This window comes from Ferrovibrio terrae (assembly GCF_007197755.1).
In the GTDB taxonomy this organism is placed as follows: Bacteria; Pseudomonadota; Alphaproteobacteria; order Ferrovibrionales; family Ferrovibrionaceae; genus Ferrovibrio; species Ferrovibrio terrae.
The window spans coordinates 3,015,963-3,032,907 of sequence record NZ_CP041636.1; the positions used below are offsets into that span (position 1 = coordinate 3,015,963).

At 64.3% G+C, this 16,945-nt stretch carries 19 protein-coding genes and 1 pseudogene; 4 read left to right on the top strand and 16 right to left on the bottom strand.

The genetic code is table 11. The features are described 5' to 3' along the window. Positions 1–90 precede the first annotated feature (90 nt). The 8 genes from FNB15_RS14635 to rpsF all read right to left on the bottom strand — a co-directional run bounded on the left by FNB15_RS14635 (position 91) and on the right by rpsF (position 5,769). Complete coding sequence (locus tag FNB15_RS14635) at positions 91–819, bottom strand: amino acid ABC transporter ATP-binding protein (RefSeq protein ID WP_144069416.1); 729 nt, start codon at positions 817–819, stop codon at positions 91–93. Further along, positions 800–1,456, bottom strand: a complete 657-nt coding sequence (locus tag FNB15_RS14640) for an amino acid ABC transporter permease (protein WP_144069417.1) — start codon at positions 1,454–1,456, stop codon at positions 800–802. Before FNB15_RS14640 ends, FNB15_RS14635 begins: the two co-directional genes overlap by 20 nt. Positions 1,457–1,460: 4 nt before the next feature. After that, positions 1,461–2,123: an amino acid ABC transporter permease gene (locus FNB15_RS14645; RefSeq protein WP_144069418.1), complete on the bottom strand. Its 663-nt coding sequence runs from the start codon at positions 2,121–2,123 to the stop codon at positions 1,461–1,463. A gap of 124 nt (positions 2,124–2,247) precedes the next feature. Then, positions 2,248–3,063 carry a transporter substrate-binding domain-containing protein gene (locus tag FNB15_RS14650; protein ID WP_144069419.1) on the bottom strand — a complete coding sequence of 272 codons (816 nt, stop codon included), beginning with the start codon at positions 3,061–3,063 and terminating at the stop codon, positions 2,248–2,250. Positions 3,064–3,371: 308 nt separating this feature from the next. Beyond that, complete coding sequence (rplI, locus tag FNB15_RS14655) at positions 3,372–3,944, bottom strand: 50S ribosomal protein L9 (protein ID WP_144069420.1); 573 nt, start codon at positions 3,942–3,944, stop codon at positions 3,372–3,374. After that, entirely contained in the window at positions 3,944–4,909 is a 966-nt protein-coding gene (locus FNB15_RS14660) for a DUF2232 domain-containing protein (protein ID WP_144069421.1), read from the bottom strand. The genes rplI and FNB15_RS14660 overlap by 1 nt, the downstream gene beginning before the upstream one ends. A gap of 42 nt (positions 4,910–4,951) precedes the next feature. Continuing rightward, positions 4,952–5,251 carry a 30S ribosomal protein S18 gene (gene rpsR, locus FNB15_RS14665; protein WP_144069422.1) on the bottom strand — a complete coding sequence of 100 codons (300 nt, stop codon included), beginning with the start codon at positions 5,249–5,251 and terminating at the stop codon, positions 4,952–4,954. Continuing rightward, positions 5,251–5,769 (bottom strand): 30S ribosomal protein S6, encoded by a 519-nt coding sequence (gene rpsF, locus FNB15_RS14670; RefSeq protein ID WP_144069423.1) that lies wholly within the window; start codon positions 5,767–5,769, stop codon positions 5,251–5,253. Before rpsF ends, rpsR begins: the two co-directional genes overlap by 1 nt. A 589-nt stretch (positions 5,770–6,358) precedes the next feature. Here rpsF and FNB15_RS14675 point away from each other — a divergent pair. Further along, positions 6,359–7,276, top strand: coding sequence for an SAM-dependent methyltransferase (locus FNB15_RS14675; RefSeq protein ID WP_144069424.1), 918 nt, complete (start codon positions 6,359–6,361; stop codon positions 7,274–7,276). Between the two features lie 116 nt (positions 7,277–7,392). Here FNB15_RS14675 and FNB15_RS14680 read toward each other — a convergent pair. Next, positions 7,393–8,361: pseudogene (locus FNB15_RS14680) on the bottom strand (methyl-accepting chemotaxis protein); the annotation flags it as partial. Positions 8,362–8,699: 338 nt separating this feature from the next. Between FNB15_RS14680 and FNB15_RS14685 the strand changes: the two are divergent. Then, positions 8,700–10,091, top strand: a complete 1,392-nt coding sequence (locus tag FNB15_RS14685) for a class II fumarate hydratase (RefSeq protein ID WP_144069426.1) — start codon at positions 8,700–8,702, stop codon at positions 10,089–10,091. A 105-nt stretch (positions 10,092–10,196) separates the two neighbouring features. Next, a complete protein-coding gene (locus tag FNB15_RS14690; protein ID WP_144069427.1) occupies positions 10,197–11,624 on the top strand; it encodes an FMN-binding glutamate synthase family protein in 1,428 nt (475 codons plus the stop codon). On the opposite strand, the gene FNB15_RS14695 is transcribed toward FNB15_RS14690, so the two are convergent. Beyond that, complete coding sequence (locus tag FNB15_RS14695; RefSeq protein ID WP_144069428.1) at positions 11,614–11,847, bottom strand: ethanolamine ammonia-lyase light chain EutC; 234 nt, start codon at positions 11,845–11,847, stop codon at positions 11,614–11,616. The genes FNB15_RS14690 and FNB15_RS14695 overlap by 11 nt on opposite strands. Before the next feature lie 72 nt (positions 11,848–11,919). On the opposite strand from FNB15_RS14695, the gene FNB15_RS14700 reads away from it, so the two are divergent. Beyond that, a complete protein-coding gene (locus FNB15_RS14700) occupies positions 11,920–12,672 on the top strand; it encodes an SDR family NAD(P)-dependent oxidoreductase (protein WP_144069429.1) in 753 nt (250 codons plus the stop codon). On the opposite strand, the gene FNB15_RS14705 is transcribed toward FNB15_RS14700, so the two are convergent. Genes FNB15_RS14705 through FNB15_RS14730 form a run of 6 tightly spaced genes read right to left on the bottom strand, consistent with a single transcriptional unit; the run spans position 12,673 to position 16,935 of the window. Then, positions 12,673–13,344, bottom strand: coding sequence for an SOS response-associated peptidase (locus FNB15_RS14705; protein WP_144069430.1), 672 nt, complete (start codon positions 13,342–13,344; stop codon positions 12,673–12,675). It lies immediately after the preceding gene. Between the two features lie 41 nt (positions 13,345–13,385). Further along, positions 13,386–13,853 (bottom strand): nuclear transport factor 2 family protein, encoded by a 468-nt coding sequence (locus FNB15_RS14710; protein ID WP_144069431.1) that lies wholly within the window; start codon positions 13,851–13,853, stop codon positions 13,386–13,388. 26 nt (positions 13,854–13,879) lie between these two features. Next, positions 13,880–14,671: an ABC transporter ATP-binding protein gene (locus tag FNB15_RS14715; protein ID WP_144069432.1), complete on the bottom strand. Its 792-nt coding sequence runs from the start codon at positions 14,669–14,671 to the stop codon at positions 13,880–13,882. Positions 14,672–14,681: 10 nt separating this feature from the next. Beyond that, positions 14,682–15,692, bottom strand: coding sequence for a FecCD family ABC transporter permease (locus tag FNB15_RS14720; protein WP_144069433.1), 1,011 nt, complete (start codon positions 15,690–15,692; stop codon positions 14,682–14,684). Further along, positions 15,689–16,732, bottom strand: coding sequence for an iron ABC transporter substrate-binding protein (locus FNB15_RS14725; protein WP_144069434.1), 1,044 nt, complete (start codon positions 16,730–16,732; stop codon positions 15,689–15,691). Before FNB15_RS14725 ends, FNB15_RS14720 begins: the two co-directional genes overlap by 4 nt. Continuing rightward, entirely contained in the window at positions 16,732–16,935 is a 204-nt protein-coding gene (locus FNB15_RS14730) for a TOBE domain-containing protein (RefSeq protein WP_144069435.1), read from the bottom strand. The genes FNB15_RS14725 and FNB15_RS14730 overlap by 1 nt, the downstream gene beginning before the upstream one ends. Positions 16,936–16,945: the final 10 nt, after the last annotated feature.

The following is a 16,945-nucleotide window of genomic DNA, read 5'->3' on the forward strand; positions in this document are numbered from 1 at the left end:
TAAGTCAGTGAGTTAGCAGAAGAAATCCACAGGCTACGCCTTTCGATCCCGGAGCTTGGCAGCCCATCTCCGAGTCGTGGCCAGGCTGGATTACAGTACCGCGCCGAGGAACTGCCGCAGTTCGGGCGTCTGCGGCGCATCGAACAGCTCGGCCGGCGGCCCGACTTCATGCACGCGGCCCTGATGCATGAACACCAGCAGGTCGGCGACCTCGCGGGCGAAGGCCATCTCATGGGTCACCATGATCAGCGTCATGCCCTGGTCGGCCAGCGTTTTCACCACCTTCAGCACCTCGGCCACCAGCTCCGGATCGAGCGCGGAGGTGATCTCATCGCACAGGATGATCTTGGGTTGCATGGCCAGTGTGCGGGCAATTGCCACGCGCTGCTGCTGGCCGCCCGACAGCTTGTCGGGATAGGTGTCGAATTTCTCCGCCAGGCCGACCTTGGCCAGGCAGTCGCGCGCCAGCGCCTCGGAGGCCTGGCCCTGCGACTTGAGCACCACCATCGGCGCCAGCATGACGTTGCGGCCGGCGCTCAGATGCGGAAACAGGTTGAACTGCTGGAACACCATGCCGACGGTCTGGCGCAGCTCGCGCAAGGACCGCGCGTCCTCGCTCACCACCTTGCCGTCCACGGTGATCCGGCCGTCATTGTGGGTTTCGAGCCCGTTGATGCAGCGGAGCAGCGTGGACTTGCCCGAGCCGCTCTTGCCGATGATCGCGACCACCTGGCCGGCTTCGACCTTAAGATCGACGCCTTTCAGCACATGCAGGTCACCGAAGCGCTTCTCCACGCCATCAAGACGCACGAGCGACATTCAGCCTCCTTTCCAGCCGGCGGCTGAGCAGCGACAGGGGGAAACACAGGGCGAAATACAGCAGCGCGACCAGGCCATAGACCAGGAAAGACTGGAAGGTGGCGTTGTTGATCATGGTGCCGGCCTTGGTCAGCTCGACGAAGCCGATGATCGAGGCCAGCGCCGTGCCCTTCACCACCTGCACGGCGAACCCCACCGTAGGCGCGACGCCGATGCGCATGGCCTGCGGCAGGATCACATAGCGCATCTGCTCGGGATAGGTGAGTGCGAGGCTGGCACTGGCCTCCCACTGGCCTTTCGGGATCGCCTCGACGCAGCCGCGCCAGATCTCGCCCAGGAATGCGGACGTGTAGAGCGTCAAGGCAATGGCGGCGGCGGCCAGTGGCGGCACATTCAGCCCGATCAGCGACAGACCGAAGAAACACAGGAACAGCTGCATCAGCAGCGGCGTGCCCTGCAGCACCTCGATATAGATGCGCGCCCCCCAGCGCGGGCCGGGTGATTTCGAAATCCGCGCGACGCAAACCAGAAGCCCGACAATGGCGCCGCCGATGAAGGCGATCAGCGACAGCAGCACGGTCCATTGCGCCGCCAGCAGCAGGTTGCGCAGGATGTCCCAGAAGGTGAACTGCACCATGGCCTCAGGCCTTCCGGAAGACGCGCTGGCCGATCAGGCGGAACACCTGGCGGAAACCGAGCGCGAGCAGGAGGTAGAGGCCGGTGATGACGAAATAGACCTCGAAGCTGCGGAAGTTGCGCGACTGGATGAAATTGCCGGCAAAGGTCAGTTCCTCGGCCGAGATCTGCGACACCACCGACGAGCCGAGCATGACGATGATGAATTGCGAGGTCAGCGCCGGATAGATTTTCTCCAGCGCCGGCAGCAGCACGACATGGCGGAACACCTGCCAGCGCGTCATGGCAAGACTCAGTCCGGCTTCCCACTGGCCCTTGGAAATCGCGTCGATGCCGGCGCGCACGATCTCGGTGGCGTAGGCGCCGAGATTGACCACCATGGTCAGCAGCGCGGCCTGGCCGGCGGTCATCTTGATGCCCATCTGCGCCAGTCCGAAGTAGAGGAAGAACAGCTGCACGATGAAGGGCGTATTTCGGATCAGTTCGACATAGGCCGTCGCCAGCCAGCGCACAGGCGTGATCTGCGAATTGCGGCCCAGCGCACCGGCGATGCCGACGATCAGCCCCAGCATGGTGGAGATCGCGCTGAGCTGCACCGTCAGCCAGGCGCCGCGCAGCAGCAGGTCGGCATAGGCGAAGACATCGGCGAAGTGGAAGGTGTAGTTCATGCCGGGTTCAGCAAAAGAAAACGGGACCCCGGCTCAAGGCCGGGGTGACGGTTTAAACCAGGGATCGTCACCCCCGCGAAAGCGGGGGCCCCATTTAGTTTTCGAGTGAGCCTGTTCAAGCCACTCAGCTCGGCAGGTCGCCGGTCAGCGGCTGGCCCAGCCATTTCTGGCTGATCTTGCTCAGGCTGCCATCGGTCTTGGCGGCGGCGATGATCTTGTTCACCTCGGCCAGCAGCTTGGGCTCGTCCTTGTTCAGGCCGATAAAGCAGGGCGACTCCTTGATGATGAACTTGGTCTCCGGCTTGTTCGGCGGGTTGCGCGCGATGATCGCGGCCGCGACCACATTGCCGGTGGCGATCAATTCGGTCTGGCCCGACAGGAACGCCGTCATCGTGGTGTTGTTGTCCTCGAAGCGTTTGATGTCGGCGCCTTCGGGCGCGATCTTGGTCAGCTCCAGGTCTTCCAGCGCGCCGCGCGTGACGCCGATGGTCTTGCCCTTCAGGTCGGCGGCGGATTTCACCGCGGTCTTGGCCGGAGCGAACACGCCAGAGAAGAACGGCGCGTAAGCGGCCGTGAAGTCGATCGCTTTCTCACGCTCCGGGTTCTTGCCCAGGCTGGAAATTACCAGATCGACCTTCTTGGTCTGCAGATAGGGCAGGCGGTTGGCCGAGGTCACCGGCACCAGTTCCAGCTTCACCTTCATCTTGTCGGCGATCAGTTGCGCCATGTCGATGTCATACCCCTGCGGCTTCAGGTCGGTGCCGACGCTGCCGAATGGCGGGAAGTCCTGCGGCACGGCAATGCGGATCACCTTGGCCTTCATGATGTCGTCCAGCGCATCGGCATGGGCCGGCGTGGACAGCGAGGCCAGGGGCGCGGCGGCAATGGCGGCGGCCAGCAGGACAGAACGGCGGGAGAATGGGCGGAGGGAGAACGGCATGATCTTGTCCCTTGGTGGAAGCGCCGGGCAGTCCGGCTTCACACTCCGTGTCGCAAGAAGCATGCCGGGGCATTTTCTGGGCAAATGCGGGCGGTTGCCGGTCGCTGACCGGATTGCAGTCAGGCCGGGGCTAAAAATTGAGCAGCAGGTGGGGAGGTGTAGAGAAGCCTTACCCCCACCGCTTCGCGACGGGGCCCTCCCTCTGCCGCTTGCGGGAGAGGGCTGGGGTGAGGGCCTTCGCCCAGCACAAAGAAAAAGGCCCGCGCAGTGCGCGGGCCTCTTCCAGAGTTGATAAGGCGGAAAGGCGATCAGGCCTTCTCGTCCTCGCCTTCGTCGCCTTTCTCGGCGTCTTCAGCGTCTTCGGCATCTTCATCGCCGTCCAGCGTGACGCCTTCGTCGAGCAGGCTCTCGGCCGCGACCTGCTTTTCGGCCTCGGACTCGGAGCGGGCAACGTTGACCTTCACTTCGACGGTCACTTCCGGATGCAGGGCAGCCGACACGCTGTACACGCCGATCGTCTTGATCGGAGCGGTGAGCGCGATCTGCTGGCGGCTGGTCGTGAAGCCGGCGGCCGTGACGCCATCGGCGATGTCGCGGGCGCTGACCGAACCGAACAGCTGGCCGCTGTCGCCGGCCTGGCGCAGCAGGGTGATGGTCAGGCCGGCCATCTTGACGGCAACCTTTTCGGCTTCGCCCTTCTTGGCCAGGTTCTGGGTTTCGAGCTGCGCCTTCTGCTTCTCGTAAACCGCCTTGTTGGCTGCGGTGGCCCGCAGCGCCTTCTTGCGCGGCAGCAGGAAGTTACGGGCATAGCCGTCCTTCACGCGCACCACTTCGCCCATCTGACCGAGCTTTTCCACACGTTCAAGCAGGATGACTTCCATTAGTTCTTCTCCTGGCTGGTTCCGGCCCCGGCGAAACGCCGGCGGAAACCCGCCCATTCTTCGATGAAACCCAGGATGACCACCAGTACACCGACCAGTGCGCCAGCCACGACCAACGCCGCGTAGAAAGCGGCAAGAACCAGACCAGGCAGGGAAGCTCGCGCCGCCAGCCCATGAACCACCGCCAGCCCCTGCAGGAAGAAGGGGAAGGCGAGAATGGCAGCGACCGTGCCGCCGATGAAAGCAACGTCGCCCGGCAGCACCGCCGCCGCGACCAGCGCCGCCACCAGAGCCACGGCCAGAGACCGCGACAGGGTGAACGAGCGATAGAGCGGGGTCGGCCGGCGGTTCTGCTTGAGCAGCACCGCCATACCCTGCGCGAGCGTACCGTTGATCGTCATCATCACCAGCCAGCTGACGCCGAACACGGCCGGCATCAGCAGGGCAAGGCGCTTGGCCATCACCTCAAGATCCGCACCCTGGCCAGCACCCTGCTGCATCGCAGACAGGAACTGGGTCAGCAGCGGTTGCAGCATCGACGGCAGACCGCCTTCGCGGTCCGCAGTGAGCAGCAGGGCGATGCCAAACAGGCCGAGCGACCAGCCGGCGAGCCACAGCACCACACGACCGACCGGATACCATTCCAGTCCGTCGCTGACGTCTGCACCCGTCGAAGCCTCTGTGGCAGGACGGGCAAGCAGGGCCTGACGCACCACCACCGCGACCGGGGCCGCGAAGGTGACGAGATAGACGCCGCCGGCCAGCAGGCCATTGACTGCACTGACCAGCGTGCCCACCACGCCGGCAATCCCCACGGCGGTCACGCCATGGGTCAGGCCGGCGAAGAACAACGGCAGCGGTGCGAGATAGCCGAGCATGATGCCGAGCGGACCGCTTGCGGCGGTCAGAACGAGCACTGCACTGGCTATGCCTGCGAGGCTGCCGAAGATCAGGCTGCGGGTCATGATTGCGAGGTCCGGTTCAATCCCCTTGCGGGGATCGTGGCCTTACTTGATGACGAACGGCAGCAGGGCCAGATTGCGCGCGCGCTTGATGGCCTGGGCCAGTTCGCGCTGCTTCTTGGCCGACACTGCGGTGATCCGCGACGGAACGATCTTGCCGCGCTCGGAAATGAAGCGCGACAGCAGCTTCACGTCCTTGTAGTCGATCTTCGGCGCGTTGGCGCCGGAGAACGGACAGGTCTTGCGACGGCGGAAGAACGGACGACGGGCGCCACCGGCGCCACCTGCGCCGCCGCGACCAGCGGGCTTGCCGCCACGATCAGAAGACGTACCAGTGCTCGACATTAGGCGTTCTCCCCAGCAGGAGCGGCGGCCGGAGCCGACTCTTCACGTTCAAAACGGGGACGACGCTCGCCGCGATCGCCACCGCGGTCGCCACGATCACCACCGCGATCGCCACGGTCGCCGCCGAAGCCGCGTCCGCCACCACCGAAGCCGCCACGATCACCGAAGCCACCGCGCTCCGGACGATCACCGCGATCCTTGTTCACCAGGATGGCCGACTGGCCTTCGTCCAGCTTTTCCACGCGCACGGTCAGGTAACGCAGGATGTCTTCATGGATGCGCATGTTGCGCTCCATTTCGGCAATCGCAGCACCCGACGCAGTGATGTTCAGAAGGACGTAGTGGCCCTTCTTATTCTTCTTGATGCGATAGGTGAGATTGCGCAGGCCCCACTGCTCGGTCTTGGAGACCTCGCCGCCCTGGGCCTTGATGATATCGGTGAATTGCGCGGCCATCGCCTCGACCTGGGCGGTCGAGATGTCCTGACGCGCGATGAAAACGTTCTCGTAGAACGCCATCGGCAGCTCTCCTTCTGGCTTTAGCGGCCCGGCGGCGACGCACCATGCGGCGACGGATCGGACCTAGCCGGGACTCCATAAGAGACCCAGCAAGGAGCTATGTGAGGGCGCGGACTATAGCGATTTTCCACAGGCTGGCAACATGGGCTGGCAACATGGGCTGGCAACACGGGTTGCGCGACAGGGAATGGCCGGAGACGGGCAGTCTCCCGATGCGGGCCTTCCCGCCGGGCATTTGCCCCACCATCGAAGGCGGAAATGAGCAATTTCAATAACTTGGATTGACTGGCCAGCCTGTCACAGCGGCTTATCCGATGCTTATTCCGGCTTATTTGGCCCTTATAACGTCCTTATTTTCGCTTATACGACCCTTTATTCCATCCCTCGCGGCACCTCTCAGGAGCGGAAGTAAGCATGCACTGCCTCCAGGCGGCGGCGCGGCTGCATATATTCGTATTCACGATGTCACCAGGATTTGGGCGCCAAGTTCAGGAACATTTAGTGTACACGAAGACGAGAGCAATATCAATTCAGGGCGTCCGCCGACGATCCTCGATTTTGCCGTCGCGATGCGGCATTGAGGGCGGCCATGACGACCACCGCCTATCTCGCCGCCGATGGATTTGAAGACCAGCTCCGTATCGAACTGGCCGCGCGGCTGCGCGCCGAGCATGGCCGGCTGCTGATTGCGGACGGCGAAGAGCCGGCAGCCTGGGCCGCCAACACCTGGTTTGATGTGCAGGAGACGCAGATCGGCTCGATCGGCGATGCGGCCACGAAGCTGAAGGCGATCCAGCGTAACTGGGTGCCCTATGCGCCGCAGCATCATGGCCGCGCCAAGCTGATCACCGAGAAGCTGCCGCATGTCTCAGGCAAGGCGCTGACTTTCGGCGTGCCGCTGCCGGCAGCTCCCTTGGGCAGTTTCACCTTGCTGGCGCCGGATCGTCTGCTCTATGCGGCGCGCTGTTCAAGCCCGATGCCGAATGGCGAATTTGCCTTCAACGAGGATCGCGAGGGTCCGCCGAGCCGCGCCTATCTCAAACTCTGGGAAGGACTGACGCGGCATCGCCTGGAATTAGGCACTGATCTTCCGAAACCGGGCGATATCTGCCTCGATCTCGGCTCATCGCCCGGCGGCTGGACCTGGGTGCTCGGCTCGCTCGGCGCGACGGTGACGGCGATCGACAAGGCGCCGCTGGCGCCGAATGTCGCCGCGATGAAGACAGTGCAGTGGAAGCAGGGCAGCGCCTTTGCGCTGGAACCGAAGGAATTCCCGCGCGTCGACTGGCTCTGCTCGGATGTGATCTGCTATCCGGCGCGGCTGCTCAAGCTGGTGGAGCGTTGGCTCGCGGTATCCGATGTACGCAACGCCGTCTGCACGCTGAAATTCCAGGGCGAGACGGATTTCGAGACGGCGCAGGGCTTCGCGGCCATCCCCGGCAGCCGCCTGCTGCACCTGCATCACAACAAGCATGAACTGACGTGGTTGTGGCGGCGGCCTGCGTAAACAACACAAGCCGTCATCCCGGGCGTAGCGCAGCGAAGACCCGGGATCCCATTTGTTTTGGGCAATGGAAAAAATGGGACCCCGGGGCAAGCCCGGGGTGACGATGGAGTTAGAAGTTACGGCCGCGGCGTCTGGCTGATCACGCCATACCAGCCCAGGCCATCGTAGGTTTCGTAGCCGATGGTATGAGCATAGGCGACCAGCGTGCCGTCGGGCTGGTAATAGTAACCGCGTTCCTTGTTTTCGTTTTGCAGCGGGAAGGGCTGGTATAGCCCGGCGCCATCCGACGACGCGATGATGCGGCGTTTGGCATCCAGCAGCAGCACGCGGCTGCGCTGCCATTCTTCGGCCGACAGCGAGGGCTCATCCTTGACGATACTCAGCCCCTGCTTGTCCCAGTCGAAGATCACGCCCAGCACGCCGAGCGGCTCGCCATGGATCTGGCCGCCCTTGCGCACGGCGGCGGCGTAGACAGCGACGGCCTTGCCTTCATGGCTGCCGCTCTGGGTGACGTCGTCGACGATATAGTCGTCGCCGCTGCGGCTCTGCATCGCCGCCTGGAACCAGTGGGTGCGCGAGACATTGGCGCGTGCAGCGCGTGGAAATGTGCGTGGATTGGAGGTGGCGATGACCTGGCCCTTCGCGTCGGCCAGCACGAGATTGAGATAGACGGTGTAGAAGCGGTTGATCATTTCCAGCCGCTCGCCGGCGCGGGCATATAACTCGTCGGACGGTGTTTCCAGCGCCTGCCACATGGCATCGTCGGTGGCCCACCAGCGGCAGTCGCAGGTGCGCTCATACAGGTTGCGCACGATCAGCTGCACCATGGTCTGCGCCATGTCGGTCAGGCGCGGGCCTTCCAGGTCCTTCACGATCTGGTCGACGATCTCTTCGGCGGCGCGTTTGGATTCGTTGATGCGGGTCAGCACCACGTCGCGGAAGCGTTTGGAATTTTCGGACGCCTGATTGGCCAGCGCCTTCACTTCCTGCGCCACCACGGCGAAACTGCGGCCGACCTCGCCGGCGCGCGCGGCTTCAATCGACGCGTTCAGCGCCAGCAGTGTGGTCTGGAAGGCGATGTCCTCGTTGTTGGCGCCGAACTCCTGGACGTCGCGTTCGATGCCGTCGATAAGCTGATGCACCTGCAGATGGTGAGTCTGTGCAGACATTGTTTTTATGGCTCTGTTTGGTAGTGGCGAGACGCCTGAACCAATGCAGGATGTATGCCGCCCCACAGGGTTATGCGGCCTCGTTCCAAGGAAGTACCGACTCGCCCGGCGAGCGACCCTGCCGGCGTGTGGAACCGAAGGGCTGCCGGAATATTGTGCACTCTGCCTGTCGTAATTGGATAATACCTAGGCATAGCTATCGCCTGTCCCGAACTGCCCTATTTTGATTGCAGAGCCATAAAGGAGTGTTCGAGATGTCTACCCGCCAGGAACGCGATGCCTTCGGAACCGTCGAGGTCGCCGCCGACCGCTACTGGGGCGCGCAGACCCAGCGGGCATTGATGCTGTTCCGGATCGGCAGCGAACGGCTGCCGCCGGCGCTGGTGCACGCCATCGGGCTGCAGAAGCTGGCCTCCGCCCAGGCCAATGCAGGACTTGGCGAATTGCCGGCCGAGATCGTCGATGCGCTGCAGCAGGCGGCGCGCGAAGTGGCCGATGGCAAGTTCGACGATCATTTCCCGCTGCCGGTCTGGCAGATCGGCTCGGGCACGGCCACCAACATGAATGCCAACGAGGTGATCGCCAACCGCGCCAACGAACTGTTGGGCCAGCCGCGCGGCACCAAGAAGCCGGTGCATCCGAACGACCATGTCAATCGCGGCCAGTCGTCGAACGACAGCTTTCCCACCGTGATGCATATCGTCACCGTGCTGCAGATCCATCAGCGCCTGATCCCGGCATTGCAGGGCTTGCATCAGGAACTGGCGAAAAAGGCCGAGGCCTGGAAGGACGTCGCCAAGATCGCGCGCACGCATCTGCAGGATGCCACGCCGATGACGCTGGGCCAGGGCTTCGGTGCGATGGCGCGCCAAGTCGAACTCGGCGTCGACCGCGCGACGGAATCCCTGAAACGACTTTATCCGCTGGCGCAGGGTGGCACGGCGGTCGGCACCGGCCTGAATGCCAAAGTCGGTTTTGATACCGCCTTTGCTGCCGCACTCGCCAAACTCACCGGCCTGCCGTTCACCGCCAACCCGAACAAGTTCGAGGGCATGGGCGCGCATGATGCGATGGTGGAGGCGAGCGGCATGCTCAACACCGTGGCGGTGTCGCTGGCCAAGATCGCCAACGACATCCGCTTCCTCGGTGCGGGGCCGCGCGCGGGTCTGGCCGAGCTGGTGCTGCCGCATGACGGCCTGACCTCATCGATCATGCCGGGCAAGCGCAATCCCACGCTGGCCGAGGCGCTGTTGCAGGTCTGTTACCAGGTCATGGGCAACCACGTGACAGTGACGCATGCGGCCGCCGCCGGCCATTTCGAGCTCAACGTCGCCAAGCCTGTGATCGTGCAGAATGTGCTCAAATCCATCGAGCTGCTGTCGGATGCCGCCAGCGTCTTCGGCAGCGGCATGGTGGCCGGGATCGAGCCCAATACGGCTACGCTGCAGCGCAACGTGGAGCATTCCATCATGCTCGCCACCGCGCTCAATCCGCATCTGGGCTATGACAAGGTGGCGCAGATCGTCAACAAGGCCTTTGCCGAGGGCACCAGCCCGAAGCAGGCCGCCATCGATCTCGGTTTCCTGACGGCTGAGGAGTACGACCGGCTGGCTGATCCGCGCAGTATGCTGGGCCCGCGGCCGTAAGGGATTTGGCCGTTATCGAATGTTAATCCCGGCTCGCTATCACTGATTGTGCTAGGCTGGCGCGTCCGGCTGTCTCGCCGGTGCGGATAGGGTGGGAGACCTGTCATGGTGGTGTTGGGCTATGTCCTGGCCGCCGTCGTGTTGCTCGGTTTGGGCACGATGAGCTGGTATTACGTCTATGACCGCTGGATCCAGCGCGATCATGCGATCCGCCGCAATTTTCCGATCTACGGACGCTTCCGTTATGTCATGGAGAATCTCGGCGAATATTTTCGCCAGTACTGGTTCACCGCCGACTGGGAAGAGCGTCCGTTCAACCGCCTGACGCGCGCCTGGGTCTACCGCTCGGCCAAGGGCGTGTCGAACTACGTCGCCTTCGGTTCCGAAGTCGACAGCCAGCAGCCCGGCCACATCTATTTCCTGCACTCCGCCTTCCCGATCAATGACGACGAAGCCGAAATCTATACCGGCAAGTGGATCGGCAAGGGCATCGTCGGCCAGCCCTACAAACCGAAAAGCTTTTTCAACATTTCCGGCATGAGCTACGGCGCGCTGTCGTCCGCCGCCGTGCAGGCGCTGTCGGAAGGTGCGGCCATGGCCGGTATCTGGATGGATACCGGCGAGGGTGGTCTGTCGTCGCATCACCTCAAGGGTGGCTGCGACATCTGCTTCCAGATCGGCACGGCGAAATACGGCGTGCGTGATGCGAATGGCAATCTGGATGAAGAGCGCCTGCGCAAGATCGCGGCGCTGCCGCAAGTGAAGATGTTCTGCATCAAGCTCAGCCAGGGCGCCAAGCCCGGGCGCGGGGGCATCTTGCCGGGATCGAAAGTGACCGAAGAGATCGCCGGCATCCGTGGTATCGAGGAGGGCAAGGCCTCGATCTCTCCCAGCCGCCATCGCGACGTCACTGATATTCCGTCGCTGGTGGCGCTGATCAACCGCGTGCGCAAGGTGGTCGACAAGCCGGTCGGCATCAAGATGGCGGTTGGCAGCTACGAATTTCTCGACGAGTTCTTCGACTACCTGTCGCAGCATCAGGACGAAGCGCCCGATTTCATGCAGATCGATGGCGGCGAGGGCGGCACCGGCGCCGCGCCGGCACCGCTGGCGGATTATGTCGGCCAGTCGATCACCCAGGCCCTGCCGCTGGTGGCGCAGAAGCTGCGCGGCTACGAGCTGCGCAATCGCATCCGCCTGATCGCCTCAGGCAAGCTGCTGACGCCTGACAAGGTGGCCTGGGCAATCTGCATGGGCGCCGACTATGTCGTGTCGGCGCGCGGCTACATGTTCGCGCTCGGCTGCATCCAGGCGATGAAGTGCAACACCGGCCATTGCCCGACTGGGGTGACTTCGAACGATCCTCGTTTCATGCGCGGCCTCGATCCGACCCGCAAGGCCGTGCGGGTCGCCAACTACGCCAAGGCCGTGCAGCATGACGTGGAAGCCATCGCGCATGCCTGTGGCTGCATGTCGGTGCGCGACCTGAAATCCCAGCATGTCCGCGTCAATGGCGGCGATGTCATGATGTAGGCGGCGGCAGGGCGGCAGCCGGGTCTACCTTGAGGTTAATGCCCGACAGCTGCCGCCGTTTCGCCTCGCGCAGCAGCCAGACCAGCAGGTCGCTGGCGGCCGTATGGCTCATCCCCGCAGCGTGAATGTTCGAGATGCAGTTGCGGCAGCGCGTTCCGTTCAGTGTGGCGGCAAAACCGGACTTCAGGGCACCATGGGGCCGCGCCAATATCAGCAGAAGCATACCAGACACGGCCGCGACTTGCAGCGCTGTCTTCGTTGGGCAAAGCTTCCGTCACACAACGGGAGCGAACCGATGGACCTCAATCTCAAGACCAGGCGCGTGGTGGTGGCAGGCGGCAGCCGTGGTATCGGCCGGGCGATCGCCCTGGCCTTTGCTCAGGAAGGTGCAGCGGTCTCGATCTGCGCGCGTGGCGCCGATGGCGTGAAGGATGCCGAGACCGCACTGAAGCAGACCGGTGCGAAGGTTCATGCCGCGACCTGCGATCTGGGCGACGGCGATGCCGTACGCGGCTATGTCGAAGCGGCGGCGCAGGCGCTCGGCGGCATTGATATCCTGGTCAACAATGCCTCCGGCTTTGGCCGCACCGACGACGAGGCCGGCTGGGCCGCCTCGATCAATGTCGACCTGATGGGCACGGTCCGCGCGACGCAGACGGCGGTTCCGCATCTGCAGAAGGCGGGTGGCGGCGCGATCCTGCATATCTCCTCGATCTCAGGTCTGGCGCCCAGCGTGCGCACGCCGCCCTACGGCGCGGTGAAGGCCGCGCTGATCCAGCTGACCCTGACGCAGGCGGCGGCACTGGCGAAGGACAATATCCGCGTCAACTGCATCGCGCCGGGCTCGATCGAATTCCCCGGCGGCGTCTGGGACCAGGCGAAGACCGGCAATCCGAAACTCTACAACGGCATTCTCGCCGGCATTCCCTTCGGCCGCATGGGCACCGCCGAGGAAGTGGCGAATGCTGCCATTTTCCTGTGCTCGGCTGGGGCAAGCTGGATCACCGGCCAGACCGTGGCTGTCGATGGCGGGCAGATGCTGGGGTGATCAGGCGACCTTGAGCGCGGGATTCAGCGGCGCGAAACATTCCGGCCCGTCCACCTTCACGCCATTCACCACCGGCGTCACGCGATAGCGCGCCATGGCCTCGGCCGGATAGCCCTGCATCAGGCGCTGCAGGATCGGGCGCGGCGTGGCCGGATCGAGCCAGAGTCCGAACTGCTCGCGCGGCAGGATCACGGGCATGCGTTCATGCAGGGGGCTGAGGTAGTCGTTCGCGGCAGTCGTCAGGATGGTGAAGCAGTCCTCGTTACCGAAGGCAGCTTCAGGCTGCCACAGGCCGGCAAAGGCCATCATCGCGCCGCCCTTGAGGCCGATCCGCCAGGGCTGCTTGGTTTTCTGGCCTTCGATGACCTGCCATTCATAGAAGCTGTCGGCCGGGATCAGGCAGCGGCGCTGCGCGAAGGCTTCCGCGAAGGTTGGCTTTTGCGTGGCGGTTTCCGAACGCGCATTGATCAGCGGTGCATTGTTCGGCCCGGCAAAACCCCAGCGCAGCAGGGCAATGTCGCGCTTGCCGGCTGTATTGCGCACGACGGCGGATTTCTGCGTCGGCGCGATGTTCCAGCGCGGCTGCAGGTTAGGCTTCTGCAACAGCTCATACAGCTCGAAGAAAGCCGCGAGGCTATCGAGGGGCTGGGTCAGGCTGAAGCGTCCGCACATGCCCCCTGCATAGCGGATCGCGTCCGAGTCGGGCCAGCGCCTTAAGCCAGATGTGGTTTGGCTTCCGCCCGGCTTTTCAGCGCTGCGCCTTCGCGGGCGAGGATTTTCGCCACCCGCTCGGGCGGGAAGCCGAGGTCGAGCAGGGCCGGGCCGGTATTCGCCACCTCGCGGTAATCGGCGATCAGACCGTCGCGCAAGGTATAGATTGCCACACCCTCGAACATCACGCGCTTGCCGTTGGCCTCGGGCAGCAGCGATTTGTAGGAGAAGGTGTAGCGCGCATAGAGCGTCGTGCCGTTGCTGACCGGATCATGCAGGTGCCAGCGAAACTCTTCCGCCGTGCGAAAAAACCAGTCGTCCACCAGTTCGGCGATCTTCTGCCTTCCATGGAAGGCGCCGTAGAAAACGTCGTGATAGACCGCATCCTCGGTGAAGAGTGCGGCAAAAGCCTTGCCGTCGCGGTTCTGTACGGCCGCGCTGAAAGCCTGCAGCAATGCCTGCGTCTCCATGTTTCCTCCGTTTTTTCTGCGCGATGCTAGCGCGAGCCGGCCGGCAGCGGCAAGCAGACCCGGCGCCGCCGGCCGCCGGGCAGCGGCAATTCGGCAATTTCCACGGTCACGCCATAGAGGGCGTGCAGCGCGGCAGGCGTGATCACTTCCTCAGGTGTGCCGGTCACCAGCGCACCGCTGCGCTGCAACAGCGCGACGCGATGTGCGCAGAGGAAAGCCTGGTCGGGATCATGGGTGGATAGCAGCACGCCCATGCCGTCCCAGGCTAGTCGCGCGATCTCGTCCAGCACGCGGATCTGGTTGCCGAAATCGAGACTCGCCGTCGGTTCGTCGAGCACCAGCAGTTTGGTCTCGGCGGCCAGCGCGCGGGCGATCAGGACAAGTTGCCGTTCGCCGCCCGATATCCGGGTGTAAATACTGTCGGACAGGTGCCCGATACCGAGCCGCTGGAGCGCGGCATTGGCGGCCGTGCGATCCTTCGCGGTCGGTGCCGAGAAGGGCTTGAGATGCGCGTTACGGCCCATCAGCACGACATCGAAAACCGTGAAGGGGAAATAGCCGGTCTGCGCCTGCGGCACATAGGCGATGCGGCGCGCGATGTCGGCTGGTGTCAGCGTCGCCATGTCGGTGCCCTCGACCAGCACCTGTCCGTCCAGCGGTTTGTGCAGGCCGAGCAGGCTGCGGAACAATGTGGTCTTGCCGACGCCGTTGGGGCCGAGCAGGCAGAGGATTTCCCCCGCCGGCAGCGTAAGCGACAGGCCGCTGGCCAGCACGCGGCTGCCGAAGCCGATGGAAAGGTCGCGCGCTTCGAGCGTCATTGCCAGCCCATTATTGCCAACTCCGGCGCGTGCGGATCAGGATCCACAGGAAGACCGGCGTGCCGATCACAGCCGTCAGAATGCCGAGCGGAATTTCGATCCGTGCCGCCATGCGGGCCAACGTGTCGATGGCGAGCATGTAGCCGGCGCCCAGCAATAGCGAGGCGGGCAGCAGCAGAACGAAGCGCGGCCCGACCAGCAGGCGCGCCAGATGCGGGATCAGCAGCCCGACCCAGCCGATCACACCGCTGATTGCCACCACGGCCGAGGTGATCAGCGTGGCGCCGGCGATCACCGCCAGCCGCACGCGGGTGGGGTTGACGCCGAGGCTGCGCGCCTCTTCGTCACCGAGCGACAGCACATCGAGCTGCCAGCGCAGCAGCCAGAGCGGCAGCAGGCCGGCCAGCACCACCGGGATCGTCGTGTAGACATCGCCGGCGGCCGTGGCGGCGAGGCTGCCGAGTAGCCAGAAGGTGATGGCGGGCAGCTGGTTGTAGGGATCGGCGATGTATTTCATCAGGCCGACGCCGGCACCGGCCAAAGCGCCGATCAGCACGCCGGCCAGCACCAGCGTCAGCACCGGATCATGGCCGCGCACGGCTGAAGCGACGGCATAGACGACGGCCACTGCGGCGAGGCCGATGACAAAGGCCAGCATCTGGATGCCGAGGATGTCGAGCGAGAGGAAAATGCCGAGCACCGCCCCCAGCGCCGCGCCCGACGACACGCCGAGGATATCGGGCGAGACCAGCGGATTGCGGAACAGCTGCTGATAGGCGGCACCGGCTGCTGCGAGGGCTGCACCGACCGTGATCGCGGCGGCGACACGCGGCAGGCGGATGCGGAACAGCACGCCATCCGCGCCGGGCTCCAGCCCGCTCGGCTGGCCGAACACCGCGCGGAGCAAACCGAACAAGGCGTCGCTGACCGGCAGCGGGAAACGTCCGGCGGTCAGTGCGATAATGGCGCAGAGGATCAGCAGGGCCGCAGTGGCGGCGAAAGCCAGCAGAGTCCGCGTCACAACTGGAACCCCTTCATCGAGGCGAGCAGGCTGTCGAGCTGCGCGTCACTCGGCCGCTGGTGATAGAGGCGGGTGTAAGCATCGGCGACAAAGTCGCGCAGGTCTTCCGGGAACTGCACCGGATGGAGCAGGGCGCAGAGCCAGCGCAGGCCCAGCATGCGGTTGAGCCCGGGCGGGAAATCGACCCAGCCGAAAGGCGCGTTCGGCGCCAGATAGACGCGGCCGTCTTTCACTGCCGGCACGCCGCGCCACAGCGGATCGCTGCGTAAGCTGGCATGGAAATTCGGATCGATGGTGATGATCACCTCGGGCGCCCAGGCCAGAATCTGTTCAAGCGAGACCTGCGCCAGACCGCCGCGCCCGAGCGAGGCTGCGACATTCACCGCACCGGCACGTTCGATGATCTCGGTGTTGATCGAGCCGGCGAGGCCAGTATCCAGCCCGCGCGGACCGCGTCCGTAATAGACGCGCGGCCGCTGCGTGGCCGGAATTGTCGCCAGCCGTTCATCCACCAGCATCAGTTGTCCGCGGACCCAGTTGGCGAGGTCGGCGGCGCGCGGCTGCTCGTCCAGTGCCGCGCCCAGCTTCTCGATGCTGGCCGGCATGGCATCGAAGCTGCCATCCAGCAGCAGATATGGAATGCCGGTCTGCTGCTGCACGCGGTCGGCCAGCGAGGCGAAGGTGGCATTCACGCTGCCATAGTCGAAGATCAGCTCGGGCTTCGTTGCCAGCACGGTTTCGACATTGGCGGTGTTGCCGCGACCGGTCAGGCGGCCGAGCGTCGGCAGGTCGGCATAGCGTTGCGCCACATAGGGTCGCTCATGCTCGCGCCAGTGCGTGGTCCAGCCGAGCAGCTTGTCGGGGCTGATGGCGAAGACGAGTTGCGAAGCCGGCGGCCCGGCGGCATAGACGCGCGCCGGATTTGCAGGCAACGCAACGCTGCGGCCGGCATCGTCTGTGATGCGGCGTTCAGCCTGCCCATAAGCGGCGAACGGCGCCAACAGCACCGAGCCGAGCAGGGCACGTCGGCTGAGACGCATCACTTGCCGACGATGACGTCCGAAGCCTTGATGATGGCGTAGGCCGTCTCGCCCTTCTTGAGTTTCAGTTCCTTCAGGGCGTCCATCGTGATGGAGGCGGTGACAAGGCTGTCGCCGACAGCGATCTTCACCGTCGCCGTAGTCTTGCCCTTGGTGATGTCCTTGACCTTGCCCTTGAGGATATTGCGCGCACTCAGCTTCATGGAGCGGTTC

What these genes read in the sequence shown, in the direction of transcription:
- FNB15_RS14635 (WP_144069416.1), bottom strand. Translation starts at nt 819, where the DNA reads ATGTCGCTCGTGCGTCTTGATGGCGTGGAGAAGCGCTTCGGTGACCTG.
- FNB15_RS14640 (WP_144069417.1), bottom strand. Translation starts at nt 1,456, where the DNA reads ATGGTGCAGTTCACCTTCTGGGACATCCTGCGCAACCTGCTGCTGGCG.
- FNB15_RS14645 (WP_144069418.1), bottom strand. Translation starts at nt 2,123, where the DNA reads ATGAACTACACCTTCCACTTCGCCGATGTCTTCGCCTATGCCGACCTG.
- FNB15_RS14650 (WP_144069419.1), bottom strand. Translation starts at nt 3,063, where the DNA reads ATGCCGTTCTCCCTCCGCCCATTCTCCCGCCGTTCTGTCCTGCTGGCC.
- rplI (WP_144069420.1), bottom strand. Translation starts at nt 3,944, where the DNA reads ATGGAAGTCATCCTGCTTGAACGTGTGGAAAAGCTCGGTCAGATGGGC.
- FNB15_RS14660 (WP_144069421.1), bottom strand. Translation starts at nt 4,909, where the DNA reads ATGACCCGCAGCCTGATCTTCGGCAGCCTCGCAGGCATAGCCAGTGCA.
- rpsR (WP_144069422.1), bottom strand. Translation starts at nt 5,251, where the DNA reads ATGTCGAGCACTGGTACGTCTTCTGATCGTGGCGGCAAGCCCGCTGGT.
- rpsF (WP_144069423.1), bottom strand. Translation starts at nt 5,769, where the DNA reads ATGGCGTTCTACGAGAACGTTTTCATCGCGCGTCAGGACATCTCGACC.
- FNB15_RS14675 (WP_144069424.1), top strand. Translation starts at nt 6,359, where the DNA reads ATGACGACCACCGCCTATCTCGCCGCCGATGGATTTGAAGACCAGCTC.
- FNB15_RS14685 (WP_144069426.1), top strand. Translation starts at nt 8,700, where the DNA reads ATGTCTACCCGCCAGGAACGCGATGCCTTCGGAACCGTCGAGGTCGCC.
- FNB15_RS14690 (WP_144069427.1), top strand. Translation starts at nt 10,197, where the DNA reads ATGGTGGTGTTGGGCTATGTCCTGGCCGCCGTCGTGTTGCTCGGTTTG.
- FNB15_RS14695 (WP_144069428.1), bottom strand. Translation starts at nt 11,847, where the DNA reads ATGCTTCTGCTGATATTGGCGCGGCCCCATGGTGCCCTGAAGTCCGGT.
- FNB15_RS14700 (WP_144069429.1), top strand. Translation starts at nt 11,920, where the DNA reads ATGGACCTCAATCTCAAGACCAGGCGCGTGGTGGTGGCAGGCGGCAGC.
- FNB15_RS14705 (WP_144069430.1), bottom strand. Translation starts at nt 13,344, where the DNA reads ATGTGCGGACGCTTCAGCCTGACCCAGCCCCTCGATAGCCTCGCGGCT.
- FNB15_RS14710 (WP_144069431.1), bottom strand. Translation starts at nt 13,853, where the DNA reads ATGGAGACGCAGGCATTGCTGCAGGCTTTCAGCGCGGCCGTACAGAAC.
- FNB15_RS14715 (WP_144069432.1), bottom strand. Translation starts at nt 14,671, where the DNA reads ATGACGCTCGAAGCGCGCGACCTTTCCATCGGCTTCGGCAGCCGCGTG.
- FNB15_RS14725 (WP_144069434.1), bottom strand. Translation starts at nt 16,732, where the DNA reads ATGCGTCTCAGCCGACGTGCCCTGCTCGGCTCGGTGCTGTTGGCGCCG.
- FNB15_RS14730 (WP_144069435.1), bottom strand. Translation starts at nt 16,935, where the DNA reads ATGAAGCTGAGTGCGCGCAATATCCTCAAGGGCAAGGTCAAGGACATC.